18 protein-coding genes are annotated in these 15,088 nt (G+C 34.0%); 4 read left to right on the forward strand and 14 right to left on the reverse strand.

Going from position 1 to position 15,088, the window contains the following annotated elements; all coding sequences use genetic code 11:
• Positions 1-122: 122 nt before the first annotated feature.
• The 8 genes from C5O00_RS13890 to C5O00_RS13930 all read right to left on the reverse strand — a co-directional run bounded on the left by C5O00_RS13890 (position 123) and on the right by C5O00_RS13930 (position 7,269).
• Positions 123-917, reverse strand: coding sequence for a DUF6090 family protein (locus C5O00_RS13890; RefSeq protein WP_105217426.1), 795 nt, complete (start codon positions 915-917; stop codon positions 123-125).
• A gap of 305 nt (positions 918-1,222) precedes the next feature.
• Positions 1,223-1,579: a bleomycin resistance protein gene (locus tag C5O00_RS13895; protein WP_105217427.1), complete on the reverse strand. Its 357-nt coding sequence runs from the start codon at positions 1,577-1,579 to the stop codon at positions 1,223-1,225.
• Positions 1,580-1,815: 236 nt separating this feature from the next.
• Positions 1,816-2,499 (reverse strand): hypothetical protein, encoded by a 684-nt coding sequence (locus C5O00_RS13900; protein ID WP_105217428.1) that lies wholly within the window; start codon positions 2,497-2,499, stop codon positions 1,816-1,818.
• Positions 2,500-2,762: 263 nt separating this feature from the next.
• Positions 2,763-3,515, reverse strand: a complete 753-nt coding sequence (locus C5O00_RS13905; RefSeq protein ID WP_105217429.1) for a type 1 glutamine amidotransferase domain-containing protein — start codon at positions 3,513-3,515, stop codon at positions 2,763-2,765.
• A gap of 303 nt (positions 3,516-3,818) precedes the next feature.
• A complete protein-coding gene (locus C5O00_RS13910) occupies positions 3,819-4,340 on the reverse strand; it encodes a hypothetical protein (protein ID WP_105217430.1) in 522 nt (173 codons plus the stop codon).
• A gap of 260 nt (positions 4,341-4,600) precedes the next feature.
• A complete protein-coding gene (locus C5O00_RS13915; protein ID WP_105217431.1) occupies positions 4,601-5,323 on the reverse strand; it encodes a hypothetical protein in 723 nt (240 codons plus the stop codon).
• 786 nt (positions 5,324-6,109) lie between these two features.
• Entirely contained in the window at positions 6,110-6,763 is a 654-nt protein-coding gene (locus C5O00_RS13925) for a DMP19 family protein (protein WP_212390057.1), read from the reverse strand.
• A gap of 95 nt (positions 6,764-6,858) precedes the next feature.
• Positions 6,859-7,269 (reverse strand): winged helix-turn-helix transcriptional regulator, encoded by a 411-nt coding sequence (locus tag C5O00_RS13930; protein WP_105217434.1) that lies wholly within the window; start codon positions 7,267-7,269, stop codon positions 6,859-6,861.
• A 105-nt stretch (positions 7,270-7,374) separates the two neighbouring features.
• Here C5O00_RS13930 and C5O00_RS13935 point away from each other — a divergent pair, with 105 nt between their 5' ends.
• Genes C5O00_RS13935 through C5O00_RS13950 form a run of 4 tightly spaced genes read left to right on the forward strand, consistent with a single transcriptional unit; the run spans position 7,375 to position 10,052 of the window.
• Entirely contained in the window at positions 7,375-7,956 is a 582-nt protein-coding gene (locus C5O00_RS13935; RefSeq protein WP_105217435.1) for an NAD(P)H-dependent oxidoreductase, read from the forward strand.
• A gap of 2 nt (positions 7,957-7,958) precedes the next feature.
• Positions 7,959-8,477 (forward strand): redoxin domain-containing protein, encoded by a 519-nt coding sequence (locus tag C5O00_RS13940; RefSeq protein ID WP_105217436.1) that lies wholly within the window; start codon positions 7,959-7,961, stop codon positions 8,475-8,477.
• A gap of 9 nt (positions 8,478-8,486) precedes the next feature.
• Positions 8,487-8,912, forward strand: a complete 426-nt coding sequence (locus tag C5O00_RS13945; protein WP_105217437.1) for a hotdog fold thioesterase — start codon at positions 8,487-8,489, stop codon at positions 8,910-8,912.
• Positions 8,913-8,918: 6 nt separating this feature from the next.
• The gene (locus tag C5O00_RS13950; RefSeq protein WP_105217438.1) at positions 8,919-10,052 is read left to right on the forward strand and encodes a low temperature requirement protein A; all 1,134 of its coding nucleotides are present in this window, start codon (positions 8,919-8,921) and stop codon (positions 10,050-10,052) included.
• Between the two features lie 167 nt (positions 10,053-10,219).
• Here the strand turns inward: C5O00_RS13950 and C5O00_RS13955 are convergent, their stop codons facing one another.
• From C5O00_RS13955 to C5O00_RS13985, 6 genes are all read right to left on the reverse strand, one after another.
• The gene (locus tag C5O00_RS13955) at positions 10,220-10,555 is read right to left on the reverse strand and encodes an antibiotic biosynthesis monooxygenase (RefSeq protein WP_105217439.1); all 336 of its coding nucleotides are present in this window, start codon (positions 10,553-10,555) and stop codon (positions 10,220-10,222) included.
• Positions 10,556-11,368: 813 nt separating this feature from the next.
• Positions 11,369-11,980, reverse strand: a complete 612-nt coding sequence (locus C5O00_RS13965; protein ID WP_212390059.1) for a hypothetical protein — start codon at positions 11,978-11,980, stop codon at positions 11,369-11,371.
• Between the two features lie 631 nt (positions 11,981-12,611).
• The gene (locus C5O00_RS13970; RefSeq protein WP_105217441.1) at positions 12,612-12,980 is read right to left on the reverse strand and encodes a hypothetical protein; all 369 of its coding nucleotides are present in this window, start codon (positions 12,978-12,980) and stop codon (positions 12,612-12,614) included.
• Position 12,981: 1 nt separating this feature from the next.
• A complete protein-coding gene (locus tag C5O00_RS13975; protein ID WP_105217442.1) occupies positions 12,982-13,200 on the reverse strand; it encodes a hypothetical protein in 219 nt (72 codons plus the stop codon).
• 257 nt (positions 13,201-13,457) lie between these two features.
• Positions 13,458-14,048 carry a hypothetical protein gene (locus tag C5O00_RS13980; RefSeq protein WP_105217443.1) on the reverse strand — a complete coding sequence of 197 codons (591 nt, stop codon included), beginning with the start codon at positions 14,046-14,048 and terminating at the stop codon, positions 13,458-13,460.
• A gap of 287 nt (positions 14,049-14,335) precedes the next feature.
• A complete protein-coding gene (locus tag C5O00_RS13985; protein WP_105217444.1) occupies positions 14,336-15,067 on the reverse strand; it encodes a DUF6090 family protein in 732 nt (243 codons plus the stop codon).
• Between the last annotated feature and the right edge of the window lie 21 nt (positions 15,068-15,088).

Below are 15,088 nucleotides of genomic sequence, written 5' to 3' on the forward strand. Positions count from 1 at the left end.
GAAGCCAGGCCGAGCTGCTAGGTTAATTTGCTTAGTTAACGATATCAATTTTATAAATGTAAATCGTCTAGATAGCTGTAAACGCAGCCATTTGAATTAAGCGTTGTTGTGCTTTCGTTATTTTAATTATCAGTTTTTAGATCGGCTTTGATTAGATTAATTAGTTCCGTTACCTGTTCCTCTGCTTGCTTATATTCTTTAAGATCTAATGGTGCATTAGTATTAATTAATGTCATTATATTCATAAATAATGGATCATCAAATAGAACTTTAAATTGCTTCATTATTTCGCTGAAATAATATTCTTTTTCCGCTTGTGTGAAGTTCTTAGAAAGAATTTGTTTATGACTTGGATCTATTGGATAACTGTAAAGAAAATTCACTTTCTTAATTATGATATCAGATAATACTTCCAGAAGATTTTTTTTTGTAGTATCCCAACGATTCAAAATAGTCTGATATGTTTTCTCTAAATTCTGAAGTTTAAATTTAATAGAATCATTAGATATAAGATCAAAATTCCCACTACTTACCATTTCTTTAAATGTAACTTGATTTATATGAAGATCTTCCCATGTCGAAACCGAATTGAAGTATGGTATCACATTCTTTATGGCGTCTTTATCCTCATTGAAGCTATAATTTATAAATGCATTTGCTGCCTTTAAACGATTTTCTTCAATAGTGTAACGTTCACTCCACAACCCTTTGTTTTCTTCCAAATCCTCAACAAGTCGCACTAAGTAACTACGCTCTGCTCGGCGTGTTTTTCTTTCTTCATTAGCATTATTAATCTGTAGTGCAATTAAAATTCCAATTACAACAAGCACTATTTCACCAATCGCATAAAGGAAATATTTGCTGAATTTGTTTTCAGTCAGTAATTTTTGTCGAATTCTTCGGAAGAATTTTATCATTAGAGGTTAGTTTCTCTAAAGATATAATATTTAATTTTTTACGGTTTCGAAATAATGAAGGACAACGTTCCTGTATAACGCTTGTGGCGGTTGGCGGCTGTGATTCGGAGTGATTCATTTTGCGGAGCAAAAGTGGGAAACCCGTAGTGCCGGAGGCTACTACTGGGTGTGCGAATCAGAAGCCAGGCCGAGCCGCTAAGTTATTTTGTTTAGTTAAAGATATCAATTTTATAGATGCAAATCGACAAACCACTCATAAACACAGCCATTTGCGGTATGCGTTGTTGGCGGTTCGTTTTATAACATTAGATGCTTTCTCCAAATGTTAGAAGATTATTGTCAGGATCAAGTATGGAAAATTCTTTTTGCCCCCAAGGTTTGATTTCCAAGGGTCCGTTTGGGTGTATTTTAGTTTTTTTATCCAATAGAGATTTGTAAAATTCATCAATATTATCAGTTCTAATATAAACTTGCCCATAATTTTCTTTTGGGTCAAGATCTCGAAACTTAAAAAAGTGAATTTGAATTTTGTCTTTTTCAACCATCAAATATTCGTCGTAGTCGACGCTACCAAAATCCTTGAATTCCAAAATAGTTATATAGAATTCTCTGGTAACAATTTTGTCCCGCATAGGTAATTTCGGATTTATTTCTGTTAGCATAGATCAACTATTGACATTTGTGAATTTCAAAATCGACTTTGTTTAAATTTATTTGGTCCAGCGTTCTTAAATGACCGCCAACGTGTTCTTGTATGGTTTCGTTGCGTTTGCACTAAGTTAGCAAATAAACAGAAATCCATTGTTCAGAGGCGACAGACATTCCGAGTAGGAATTTCCAAGCAATGAAATATTCACGTTGTTAGGCTTAGTTGAAAATGCGCGATATATAAATCGGCCTATTCACATTTCATATTTGACATACCAGCTGTCATTCTACTATAAAAATGATTACTGTTTAGTTTCTGTTTATACTCGATACTTAGGTTATCGTTTAATCGAGTGATAAACTTTGAGCAGTTAGTAAAATAGGGACGTATGTAATCATCGGCAAGTTCATTGTCCTTTTTTGATTTTACCACACTCTTTATCTTTTTGTAAACAAATTCTTCTTTTTTGCGATCAAATAAATAATAATAAAAAGCTCCATGAGAAAAATACTCCGTAAGTATATATTCATCACTTGTAATTATTATTCTATGTAAACGATTAAGCCCGAAAACACTGCCAATTTTTAATCTCGAATAATAGTTTTTACCATCGTATAATTCAGAGATTTTAGCTTGACTTATTTTTTTTAATTTTCCTTTTTCATTATAATAATGAACCTTTGCTGTTGAAATTAGGTAGTCCGAGTCTGAAGAGCTATCTAAAAACGCTTTAACTGTATTTGGAAATCTATGCATAATTACCTTCTCTCCATCTACCTTTATAAAATATCCAGCTGGTCCTTCTGAATTTTTATTTAATTTCTTATTTAATTTTTCCATCTTCGCCTTACGCTCTTCCTTTGTAAGAGTCTTTGACTGACAAAAAGCGGAATAACTTCCAATAATAAAAGTGAGTAGAATTAATTTTCTCATTTGAAGTATAAATTTTAATAATAAAAATATTTTCGTTTTTTAATTAAGGCACATTCCTAAATATAATGCGGCGAGATTCGAAGTGAATCATCCCGACGAAAGTCGGGAGCAAGAAGCCCTGTAGTAGCCTGGGAACTACAGGATATACGAATCGGAAGCATAGGGGCGCCGGATGATATACTATTTAGTTATCTAAATTAGTATTTTTTGCGAGAAGTATGCGACCTGGCAGATCTAGCGCTGCACTATATGCGTAGTTGGTATTAGTTTTCTATTAGTTTAATCATTTCTTTGGCGACAATTGCTGAAGATGGAAGAAACATGGTCGTCACAATTCTCTTATCAATAACTATATCGTGTTTATCATTCAAATCACTTTTAGTTTGAAATATGCCTCCATTATTTCTTAATTGGTCCTCTAGCATTACAGGTAATAAACTTCCTTCTTTAGCCCAACTTTTAGTAATCTCAGTTGAATTTGGAAAACCTGTCACTTTTATACCTTTAACCATATAATCTCCATTACTAAGTTTAACATTTGCAAAAGCACCAGGACCATGTCCACAACCTCCAACTATTCCATCATTTTCGTAAATGTTAGCTATTATTGATAATAATTTTTGATTATTGGCTACATCAAACAATGGTCCATATCCACCGCCAATAAAAACAGCTTTATAGTTTTTATAATCAACTTGGTCAGGTGTTAATGAATTTTCAACATTGCCGTAAAAATTTTCATATTTTATAGTATAACTACTAATTCCAACAGGATCCATTGAGAAAGGGACCTTTCCTCCAGTGGGTGAAACAAAATCAACTTTGTATCCGTGAGAAACAAAAACATGATATGGAGGTGCTACTTCCCAAAGATTGTTACCTGCAAAGTGTTTCTCTGCATCTCCCATATCCTCGGTGTTCGACACGATAATTAATATTCGTTCGTTTTCGGTTACATCATTTTTACAGGAGCTAAAGATTAATATTATCAGCAATGAAAAAAGTATGTTTTTCATATTTTAATTGATTGAGTTTTTATAAGACAATAAATTAAAAAGAATGTTACGGTAATTCAATTATGGCTAACGGTCCTGTATAACGCTCGTGGCGTATGGCGGCTGTGATTCAGGGTCACTCATCCCGACGAAAGTCGAGAGAAAGAAGCCCTGTAGTAGCCTGTGGCACTACAGGATATACGAATCGGAAGCAATGGTGCGCCGGATGATATACTATTTGGTTATCTAAATTAGTATTTTTTGTGAGAAGTACGCGGCGTGGCAGATCTAGCGCTGCATTATATGCGTTGTTGGCATTAGTTTTTATTCCACTTTAAATTTATCAAAAGTATATTCAAAATTCAGTTTAACATTTGGGTCGTTCGAGACAAAAAGTCCACAACCACCTTCAAATATTGTCACTTCACTTTTGTCATGAGAGAACCTAACAAAGGAGAAAACATCTTTAACTCCTTTTGATTTATTCCCATTTAGGATTGACCATTCTTTATCAACACCATACTCGCATTCCTGTATTGGTTTATTAATTAATTTACCAAGAGTTTCATTTTCTTTCACTTTATAAACTTGCCATAAATCAGGTTCGTCTTTGAAATTGTTCTTTTTCATTTTTTTATTCAATTCCGAATTATCAAATAAGTTTATTTTGATATGATCTCCATCAAAATCACCTTCGATTTCTAAATACTTGTCAAATCCGATAAATTTTATAAAAAAAAGCCAAGGTAAATAATCATCATTCTCCGTATCATTATTGTAGTCAACTTTATAAATTTCTTCAACTGTTTTTCCAATAATTAGTTTCAAAAAATCGCCAAGTTTCATTCTATTTACTCTCTTTTTCAAATTAATGCCAACGTTCCTGTATAACGCTAGTGGCGGTTGGCGGCTGTGATTCGGAGTGAGTCATATTGCGGAGCAAAAGTGGGAAACCCGTAGTGCCGAAGGCTACTACTGGGTGTGCGAATCAGAAGCTACGGCGGAGCCGCATCTACGGTTTTATCCGAAAGACTAATTTACAATAATTGGGGAGATATAATGCTAGCCAAATCTAGCCATAAATACATATGCGTTGTTGGCACCAGTTATTGAAACGTTTTATCAGGATTTTCTGGATCGAATCCTGGAAAATCATCTGGAATTACTCTTTTTATGAGTTCATCTCCCATTATTCGATAAGCAATTTTTGGAACGCCATCTATGGATATTACCCGCAAAGCTTGAGAGACGTGCTTATTCCTAGTATTTATAAAGAGATTAATTCTCAAATCATGATCGTCACTAAAATTAAACCTTAATGCATCCATTATTCCTTTTTTAGGGTATAAATTTCCGAATAGATGATTGTGCCTAGTCCAAAATTTTCCATTTGCCAAATCAACCTGTTCGTTCAAGTCAATCCATTCCACTTGTATATCAAAAACAGGATATTCTGATTGGTTTGTTAGGTGTAACGAAATTCCCTTTTTGCCTTTCATGAACGACGGTGTGAAATAAGCAATACTATCACCACCAGTTGAATATCCAATCAAATCTTTTGTTTGAGCTTTCAAGTTTTCCGTCAATGAAATTATACTGGATTTAACCGCGCCAAACTCTTCCTCAATTTTCTGTTGTTTTTTTACCCGCACAAATTGACCAAACATCCAGCTTAGTAAAAATAATGCAGCAGAAAAGTTAGAAATAAACACCGTAAATTTATTATCCTCTTCTTCCGAAAAATAGACTCGATAAATTCCCCACAGAATACTGATTAAGGATTGAATCCAAAATTCTTTTATAATTTGCTTGAAAACTTTTCTCTTCATTTTGTCATTAATTGGTGCCAACGGTTTTGTATATGATTTTGTGGCGCTCCGCCGGCTGCGAGTCGGTATGAAACAAAAACGCGGTAGCGTTTCGTGGGAAGCTGCGAAGCAGAAGCCGCGGCAAGGCGGCATTTACGGTTTTATCCGATAGACTAATTTACAATTAAATGGGGAGATTTTGGCATGGCTCAAATTGAGCCATAAATTATATGCGTTGTTGTAGCGTCGTTTATTTAATTGGCTTATTGCTGAAACAGCCATCCTTCTTCATTTTATTAATCAACTTTTGATATAAATTATATAAACGTTGATATTCATCGCGGTCAAACCAATGAACATAATAAGAATAATCCGCGCACCAATGCTCATCAGATTCTCTCAATGCATGCCTTTCATAGTAATATAGTCTAGCAAGCCTAATTGTGATTTCTATCCGGATAATGACATCTGGTAATTCATTGATGCTTTTGCCGTTATAACCAAGTCGAGCCAATTCACCCTCGATTTGTTCTATTAATTTATCTATCATCCAATAAATGCGCTACAACGTTCCTGTATAACGCTAGTGGCGGTTGGCGGCTGTGATTCAGGGTCATTCATCCCGCGTAAGTAGGGATCGATAAGCCCTGTAGTAGCCTGTGGCACTACAGGATATACGAATCAGAAGCCAGGCCGAGCCGCTAGGTTAATTTGTTTAGTTAAAGATATCAATTTTATAAATGCAAATCGCCAAACCACCCATAAACACAGCCATTTGAGTTATGCGCTGTTAGCCACTGTGTGTTATTATTCAGCTATAAATTCGTTTTTGTTTTCTCTTATGTATTTTATTCTTAATTCGCCAATTTTTTCGATATCAAATAGTTTGTAAAAATCAGTTTCCAAATCATTGAAAAGATTATCGATATAAGACTCACTAAAGCTTTCCATAGTACCATCGTCATATTCCTCAAGTTGGTCTTTGTTTTCTGAATAAATTTTATTCGCACGTTTAATCAATTTAGAGAATTTCTCCGCTCCAATTGTCATAAATCCGATCTCTGCCATTTCTCCATATTGTCCGCTTGAATTGAAATAGAATTGGTTAAATCCACCATTATTAACTTCTGCTTCCAACCACCAAGTGGAAAAAACCGCTTGTTGACCTTTAGTTAATTTTGAGATTTCGTCGAAAGTGTATTGTTCTCCATCTTGATATTTGGTTTCAATATTATCAATAATTGCTTGTTCTAATTTATCGTCAGCAATCGAATCCAATATTTCAGATGTGAGATATTTATATATTTTCCGATTGTTAAAATCGTCAAGAGTATTTTCAATAAGCAAGTCTATTTCAGATTTTTCTTTTTTCGGTTCATTTTGTCTTTTGCAGCCGAAGAAGTTTAAAATTGAAAACAGAATCGTTATGGTTAAAAACTTTTTGCTCATTGATTGCTTCACATAGTGGCTAACGGTTTTGTATATGAAAAGTAGCGGATTTTACTCACGGACTTTTCGGTTTGGTACTGCCTTAAATTTATAAAATTCATTTTCGATTAAGCACTTAAACCGCTATTTTTTATATACGTTGTTGTACGCTGGCTTTTTTCCTTTTCTATTATTCTACATTGTTCAAATTCCATTTCGGGATAAGCTTCATTTGCCCAATCACTTAACTTTCTTAAAACGGGCAAAAGTCCAATTGCTTTTTCAGTCAACGAGTATTCAACTCTTGGTGGAATTTCAGCAAAAGACTGTCTTAAAAGTAATCCATCATTTTCCAATTCTTTCAATTGATTAGTCAGCACCTTTTTTGAGATTGTTGGTATTAGAGTATTCAGCATTCCAAATCGCATAGAACCATTTGATAATAAATATAAAATAATCGGTTTCCATTTATTGCCAATTATGTTCATTGTATGAACAAGGGAACAAGCATTCGGGTTGTCTATATATTTTCTTGCCATTAGTTACTTTTTGGTTACCACTATTTGTTCAAATGAAAGTATAATAGTTTCTTTTTTAAACTAATATTAGTTTCTTTGTGAAACAAATATAATCAAAATTTTAAAATGAAAAATATTTTTATAATCAACGGTCATCAGAAATATCCATTTTCTGAAGGAAAATTAAACGCAACTTTAACTGAAAAAGCGGAAAGCTACTTTAAGAGCAATGGTTACAATATCAAGAAAACTACAATGGAAGACGATTATGATGTCAATGAAGAAATCGAAAAATTCAAATGGGCAGATGTGGTCTTTTTTCAAACACCATTGAACTGGATGGGTGTAAGTTGGTCGTTTAAAAAATACATTGATGAAGTATTTTCGATGGGTATGATGGGCGAAATGTCTGATGGTGATGGCAGAAGTAAAGAAGCACCGAAGAAGAATTACGGATTAGGTGGAAAGTTAAATGGAAAGTATATGATGTCAGTAACCGCTAATGCACCAAAAGAAGCTTTCAATAATCCAGAGGAAACTTTTTTTAATGGTATGAGTGAAGATGACTTACTAAAACCTATGCATCTTAATTTTAAATGGTTTGGTTTTGAACCATTACCAACTTTTGTGGCATATGATGTAATGAAAAACCCTGAAATAGAGAATGATTTTAATCGTTTTGAAAATCATTTAAAAGCAAACTTTTAATTATGAATAGACCAACACCAAAACACATAGCACCAGATTTACAGTTTCCATTATTGGATGGAAATCAATGGAATTTAGCAGACCAAAAACCAGACAACTTTACATTAGTTGTTTTTTACCGTGGGCTACATTGTCCTATTTGTAAAAAGTATTTACAACAGTTACAAGAATTGTTACTACAATTTCAGCAAAGAGGTGTTAATGTCGTAGCAGTAAGTATGGATACCGAAAAGAGAGCAAGACTTTCTCGTCAAAAGTGGGAATTACCTAATCTTACTTTGGGATATGAGTTATCAGAATCCACAGCAAGAGATTGGGCTTTGTATTTAAGTGCAGGTGTAAAAGATGGTGAACCAAGTGAGTTTAGTGAACCAGGATTATTTTTAATTGACAATAATAATCAAGTTTATTATTCAGCTATAAACAGTAACCCTTGGGGAAGACCATATTTGCCGTCATTTGTAAAAGCAGTTGATTATATCGTTCAGTCAGGCTATCCTGCAAGAGGTGAAATGCTATAAATCTGTCATATGGATATAAAGACAAAAGAAAGATTGATAAAATTGGCAGAAGAAGAAATCCCAATTCATAAACATTTTGGATTAAAAGTTGAAATTGTTGAAAAGGATTTCATCAAAGTACGAGTACCATTTAGAAAAGATTTAGTCGGTGATATTCGCACTAATCATTGGCACGGCGGAATTATTGCTACAATTTTAGATTCTGTTGGTGGCGCCATAGGAATTGCCAATTTCAATTCGCCAGAAGATAAACTGTCAACAATAGACTTGAGAGTAGATTATTTGAGATTTGCAGATGGAAATGATTTAGTTTTTGAAGGAAAATTGGTCAGAATGGGAAATCGAATAATGGTGACCAAAATGAAAGCTTTACAGGAGAATATATTAATAGCTGAAGGTAAAGGAGTATATGATTTTATACGTGCTAAAAAATAGTTTCTATTGAAGAAAACATTTAAATATTTAGTTCAGAATAGGCATGCCACATGGTTGGAGCTTTTTTTTGATTTGGTTTTTGTGTCCAGTATAGGTATTGTTACGCATCAACTTGCACATACGCATCATAATCATATAGATCCTAAACAAATTTGGATGTTTCCTCTTCAATTCCTATCTATTTGGTGGATTTGGACGCTGCACACCTTATTTGCTAATCGTTTTGACACAGATAGTAGGTACCATAGAATTTCAAGTTTGGCTATCATGTTTTTAATGATAACAATGACTGCCTTTTTAGGTAGTGATTTATTTGAAAACTATGGGTTGTTTATTGGCTTTTATGCAGTTATTCAAATAATTATTGCAGGCTTGTATATTAATTCTACTAAAGCACTTAATGAGTCAAAAGAGTATGCTAATAAATGCGGTATAATTATAATTATTGGAACAATTATTATTGGTGCTTCATTTCTCTTCCCTGATCCTTACAGAGAAATTACTTTAGTTTTAGGAATCGTATTTGAAATGATAGCCTTTGTTATTGTAAGCAAAAACAAGATTGTGCCTCCAGTACATAAAGAGCATTTAGTTGAAAGAATTGGTCTTCTTTCCATTATACTTTTAGGTGAATCTATTATTAGTTTAACAACAGCCTTAAGAGATATTAATTGGGATGTATTGAGTGTCATTGCTGCCGTAACTGGATTTATTATGATAGGATTAATCTGGTGGATTTATTATGATAGCTTCCATATAATGGAAAGATTAAAAGCAATGAAGAATGGTTTTGCGCTTATTTATTCTCACTTCTTTCTTGCTATGGGATTTGTGATATTAGCTATTGTCATCAGACATGCTATTTTGAATGATTTAAACCAAAACGATTTTAGGGTACTGGCAATAGTGGGAATGTGTTTCTTTTATGTAGGAAAACAAACCATATATTTTAAATTTTTACCACCTTTTAGAAAACCTATAGTTATCAATACACTTATTTGTGTTTTTATAACAGTGGGTTCAACGTTTCTTCCAAAAATTGAATATGCACTTATAGGAGTAACAATTGGAATGTTATACTACACAATAGGGAATTTTAAGTTTACATTGACAAAGGACGTGTCGAGGTTTTTGGATTAATAAAGATTTGAAACAGTCTTTCAGCTTGCGTACAACGGTCTCGGCTATGATTTCGTTGTGGAATCATCCGCAGGATTATTCCGCCGAAATCCAGCTATTTGATTAATACTTTTATTTTGGTGTGGCACAAAACCACAATGAATTATAGCCATTGTTGGCAACAGTTTTTATTTTAATATCAGTTCTTCTTTCAAAGTAAAATGTTGAGCAGTTTTATCATATCTCGATAGTACACGTTTTGCATTGTCAGGAATATAGGCTTGCTCATAGTCTTCTCCAGCGAATACTTTAACCGAATCCAATGAGTCAAATTGAAGCACAAGAAAAAACTCCATCTCATCATTCTTTTCCATAGTCGAAATACTGACTTTCTCTAATCCTTCAACACCTTTCCTTTTCACTTCAGGAAATACCTCATTTATAAGCATATTTTCATAAATCGGTGCGTTTTCTAATGAAGTCCATCCTTTCCAGGTTCTTATGATTTTATTCTTACTATTCATTTGGTTTTAATTGTTGCCAACGGTCCTGTATATAATGCGGCGCGGTGTGCGGCGAGATTCGGACGAACAAAATTTGCTGGTCCCTGAGCCTGTCGAAGGGGAGCAAATGTTGGCAGTCACGCCAACGGCGTGGCGTGCGAATCGGAAGCAATGGTGCGCCGGATGATATACTATTCAGTTATCCAAATTAGTATTTTTTGTGAGAAGTACGCGGCGTGGCAGATCTAGCGCTGCATTATATGCGTTGTTGTAGCGTCGTTTATTTAATTGGCTTATTGCTGAAACAGCCATCCTTCTTCATTTTATTAATCAACTTTTGATATAAATTATATAAACGTTGATATTCATCGCGGTCAAACCAATGAACATAATAAGAATAATCCGCGCACCAATGCTCATCAGATTCTCTCAATGCATGCCTTTCATAGTAATATAGTCTAGCAAGCCTAATTGTGATTTCTATCCGGATAATGACATCTGGTAATTCATTGATGCTTTTGCCGTTATAACCAAGTCGAGCCAATTCACCCTCGATTTGTTCTATTAATTTATCTATCATCCAATAAATGCGCTACAACGTTCCTGTATATAATGCGGCGCGGTGTGCGGCGAGATTCAGGGTCACTCATCCCGACGAAAGTCGAGAGAAAGAAGCCCTGTAGTAGCCTGTGGCACTACAGGATATACGAATCAGAAGCCCGGCCGAGCCGCTAGGTTAATTTGTTTAGTTAAAGATATCAATTTTATAGATGCAAATCGCCAAACTACCTATAAACACAGCCATTTGAGTTATGCGATGTTGTAGCCAGTGCATTAGTCCGATATTGTTTTTAAAAAATAAATCTTTATTGATTCTTCGAGATATTCAATCTTGAAATTATTTAATCCACTTTTTCTGAGTTCTTTTTTTAACCTACGCTTACTAGTGGATATTTTTTTTTGAGAGGAATTAAATTGTATTCTTTTTGAATTTCTCCCTGGATTATATTTTAACACGATTAAACCAGCAATCAAATTATTATTTATGAGTAAATCTTCACCTTTCGCATTTAAAAAGCTATTCTTGAAAGGAACTAGGAATTTAGATTCTTTTACAAGTAATCCTTCGAAATCTGAAATCAAATTGATATTCTCTTCCCGAAAAAGCGGATAATTGGAAAGATTGATGTGCTTGTTTCCACCAGATTTTACCTGATTCTCATTCAATGAGTAAATATTAGCCTTGTCGAATGTAAATGACACATCTGAATTTGTAATATGAATATTTCCTGTACAAACATCAGATGTCGTTTCTGTTATTCCGGCTTTACTTGAGAAATCAATCGAGTCTGAAATGAAATTAATTGAGGTAGTATTTCCTGATTGGTTTGGAATCGATAATATGCTGTTACTAATTTCAATACTTATCTGGTCAGTCTCTATCATTCCTCGATATTCATTTGATTCAATATTCAATACCAATCGAATTTCATAGTGGATATTAGGGTTTTCACAAGGAGTTAAATTTAGAGTATAACTGTTCGATGGATTAATTAATTTTATCTGATTCGAGGAAAAGACAGTAAGCCGAAAGGTCTTTGTATCTGAAATTAACTTTCTAAAAAACAACCGATCATATTCGGCTTTATCAATTTTCCAATTTGTAAAATGTGAGAATTTATTATAACCAATGAACGTGGTTAACGGGGGTGAATAGCGTTCGGATTTCTCATAGTCATTGGTGCACTGACATTCCTGAGATTGCCCATCAAAAAATGGTAGGATTACAAAGATGATTACAATTGCAAATTGTTTTAGCATTGGCTACAACGTTCCTGTATAACGCTAGTGGCGGTTGGTGGCTGTGATTCGGAGGGATGCATTTTGCGGAGCAAAAGTGGGAAACCCGTAGTGCCGGAGGCTACTACTGGGTGTGCGAATCAGAAGCCAGGCAGAGCCGCTAGGTTAATTTGTTTAGTTAAAGATATCAATTTTATAGATGCAAATCGCCAAACCACGCATAAACACAGCCATTTGAGTTATGCGCTGTTGGCAATAGTTTTTATTAATTTAGTTATCATTCCGTTCTTATAAGTCCGAATTTGTGTTTTCCATAACTGTTTGTTAAAGTTCCCATCAATGTGTCTTCGTTTTTGGATAGATTGTATTCAATCAGAATTTTGTCCTCTGTGTCAACTGTCTTTCCTATAGAGTCCCAAACATAGGTCCGATAAATAAATTCAATTTTTGATTCGGTCGCACTCCATTCAACGCTCTCATTATCTTCATCAATAAATTCAAGTTTATCTGAGTTAAACACCCAGAATATTTTTGGGTTGTCGGTTTCGTACCATTTGCCATTCAGTTTTTTTTCTGCAGAATTTTGTCCGCAAGAAAAGGTCAGAATGAAAGTCAGTAAAATAGATATGTTAAGGAGCTCTTTCAAATTATTTAGTGAGATAGAACATAATAACAAATCCTCCAATCCAAAAAATTATTCCGAGATAATACAGAATTATTGCAGTTGTCTTTTCCCTTTTTGTGATTCCTGGGATTTTATCAAAATAAACAAAGCCAGCAAATATTACAATGAACATTCCGCCGAGGAAAATTAGCAACTTATGGCTTAATTTTAGTCCTTTCTTTTTTGCCTTGGTTTCGGTCATTTTTTAATTATTGCCAACGTTCCTGTATAACGCTAGTGGCGGTTGGCGGCTGTGATTCGGCAGGAGTCATTTTGCGGAGCAAAAGTGGGAAACCCGTAGTGCCGGAGGCTACTACTGGGTGTGCGATTCAGAAGCCAGGCAAAGCCGCTAGGTTATTTTGTTTAGTTAAAGATATCAATTTTATAAATGTAAATCGTCTAGATAGCTGTAAACACAGCCATTTGAGTTATGCGTTGTTGTGTGTAGGCTTTTTTTATTCAACTGTACTTTTTCTTTTGTACAACACTTTTCGGTTCAAATGACGTTTGGTAATTTCCATTATTGTCAGGTGAGTGAATTTTGTAAGGTTCTCTGTCTCTATTTTGCTCTTTTCTAATTTTATGGAACAATTCCAATTCTCCATTTAGAAAAGTCAGTCCGTATTTTAGTAATTCAAAGTTAGCATTTTTCAAACTCAGTTCAATTCCGTTATCCTTTGGGAATTCATATTCCGATACTTTTAATTCTGGATTAATTTCTTTTTTTAATCTCCAAAGTGCAATAGAATTCCAATCGTATTCAAAGAAATCTTCGCTATCTCCTTCTCCGAGAACTATGTTATAATAGTTTGGATAATCTCTTGGATGAGTATTACTTGATATTTTAAGATACTGTTTGTCCTTTCTGTAAATTATAGTTGAAGAGTGTTTTTTTATTTCAATTCGATGTTTATGGAATCCGAACTGTTCAAAAGTCGGAATTAAGATTTCCATAGCTTTTTCCGAGAATAATTTTTGTTCAGGCGATGGCTTTTCGGTTCTTTCCGATTTACCTTTATTGTTACCTTTTAAAAAGTCAAATATTCCCATTTTCTTATTTCACGAATTTTTTGCAGCTTACACACAACGGTATTGTATAACGCCCTGTGGCGGGCCTGAGCGGCTGAATCGGAATGAAAACCTAGCCGAAGGCTAGGGTGGAAGCATCTCGAAGAGATGCGTGCGATTCAGCATGTTGTTGGCGCCGCTTCGACGTATTTTTCGGTGTATCTAAGATAGACTTTTTTGTAAGAAACCAAATCTTCTTAACCATTTAGCCATGGGCGATATACGTTGTTGTGCTTTCGTTATTTTTCTAAAGAATTTTATCATAAAATTTAATTATTTGTTGGTTTTGTGAGAGCAATGATTTGATCAAGAGTTTCTTGAACTTTTTGTAACTCTCCGGTAGAATTTAAGATTTGATCAAGTAAATCCCTTCTTGTTCTTACTAAATATTCAAACTCTAAAGTTTGTAAAGCATCAAAATTATTTCGCTCATCTTTAAAGTTGAAATTATAATCAAAATGTTTAGATAAATAAGGGTCGTATTGATTCCACATGTGTTTACTGGATTCTACTTCTTCTTCTTGGTAGTCGGTTATCAAATCTTTCCAAGAAATTAACAAACCACGCAAGTTTTCACTTTTTATAATATTAAATGATGAGGTACTTGCAAGGGCATTAATACTTGTTTGAGATGGATTAAAAGTGACTCCCCCATATGAATTGAATAACTGAAAAGATAATGAATCTAAAACCGCTGGTTCTGGTTTTGAAAGTATTGGAAATAAACTAATAATTTTGCCACAGTTGCGATAAGCTATTTTATGGCTATAAACAACTGAATCTAACTGTTTTTTATTTTGCTTAAACTCTTTATGAATATTTGCTAGTATAGCAATTTCCTTAAGGTCTTTTATTCGATTTTCATTCCAATTGTTAATCTGCAATGCAATTAAAATTCCAATTACAACAAGTAATATTTCACCAATTGCATAAAGTAGATACTTGCTGAATTTATTTTCAGAGAGTAACCTTTGACGGATTTTTCGGAAGAATTTTATCATTAGTCAATATTCGGTCAAATA

It is taken from the genome of Pukyongia salina (genome assembly GCF_002966125.1).
Lineage (GTDB): Bacteria > Bacteroidota > Bacteroidia > Flavobacteriales > Flavobacteriaceae > Pukyongia > Pukyongia salina.

Coding starts and splice junctions, on each gene's coding strand:
- C5O00_RS13945 (WP_105217437.1), top strand. CDS start 8,487: ATGGATATAAAGACAAAAGAAAGATTGATAAAATTGGCAGAAGAAGAA.
- C5O00_RS13905 (WP_105217429.1), bottom strand. CDS start 3,515: ATGAAAAACATACTTTTTTCATTGCTGATAATATTAATCTTTAGCTCC.
- C5O00_RS13940 (WP_105217436.1), top strand. CDS start 7,959: ATGAATAGACCAACACCAAAACACATAGCACCAGATTTACAGTTTCCA.
- C5O00_RS13910 (WP_105217430.1), bottom strand. CDS start 4,340: ATGAAACTTGGCGATTTTTTGAAACTAATTATTGGAAAAACAGTTGAA.
- C5O00_RS13915 (WP_105217431.1), bottom strand. CDS start 5,323: ATGAAGAGAAAAGTTTTCAAGCAAATTATAAAAGAATTTTGGATTCAA.
- C5O00_RS13935 (WP_105217435.1), top strand. CDS start 7,375: ATGAAAAATATTTTTATAATCAACGGTCATCAGAAATATCCATTTTCT.
- C5O00_RS13975 (WP_105217442.1), bottom strand. CDS start 13,200: ATGACCGAAACCAAGGCAAAAAAGAAAGGACTAAAATTAAGCCATAAG.
- C5O00_RS13890 (WP_105217426.1), bottom strand. CDS start 917: ATGATAAAATTCTTCCGAAGAATTCGACAAAAATTACTGACTGAAAAC.
- C5O00_RS13900 (WP_105217428.1), bottom strand. CDS start 2,499: ATGAGAAAATTAATTCTACTCACTTTTATTATTGGAAGTTATTCCGCT.
- C5O00_RS13985 (WP_105217444.1), bottom strand. CDS start 15,067: ATGATAAAATTCTTCCGAAAAATCCGTCAAAGGTTACTCTCTGAAAAT.
- C5O00_RS13955 (WP_105217439.1), bottom strand. CDS start 10,555: ATGAATAGTAAGAATAAAATCATAAGAACCTGGAAAGGATGGACTTCA.
- C5O00_RS13930 (WP_105217434.1), bottom strand. CDS start 7,269: ATGGCAAGAAAATATATAGACAACCCGAATGCTTGTTCCCTTGTTCAT.
- C5O00_RS13980 (WP_105217443.1), bottom strand. CDS start 14,048: ATGGGAATATTTGACTTTTTAAAAGGTAACAATAAAGGTAAATCGGAA.
- C5O00_RS13895 (WP_105217427.1), bottom strand. CDS start 1,579: ATGCTAACAGAAATAAATCCGAAATTACCTATGCGGGACAAAATTGTT.
- C5O00_RS13965 (WP_212390059.1), bottom strand. CDS start 11,980: ATGATAGAGACTGACCAGATAAGTATTGAAATTAGTAACAGCATATTA.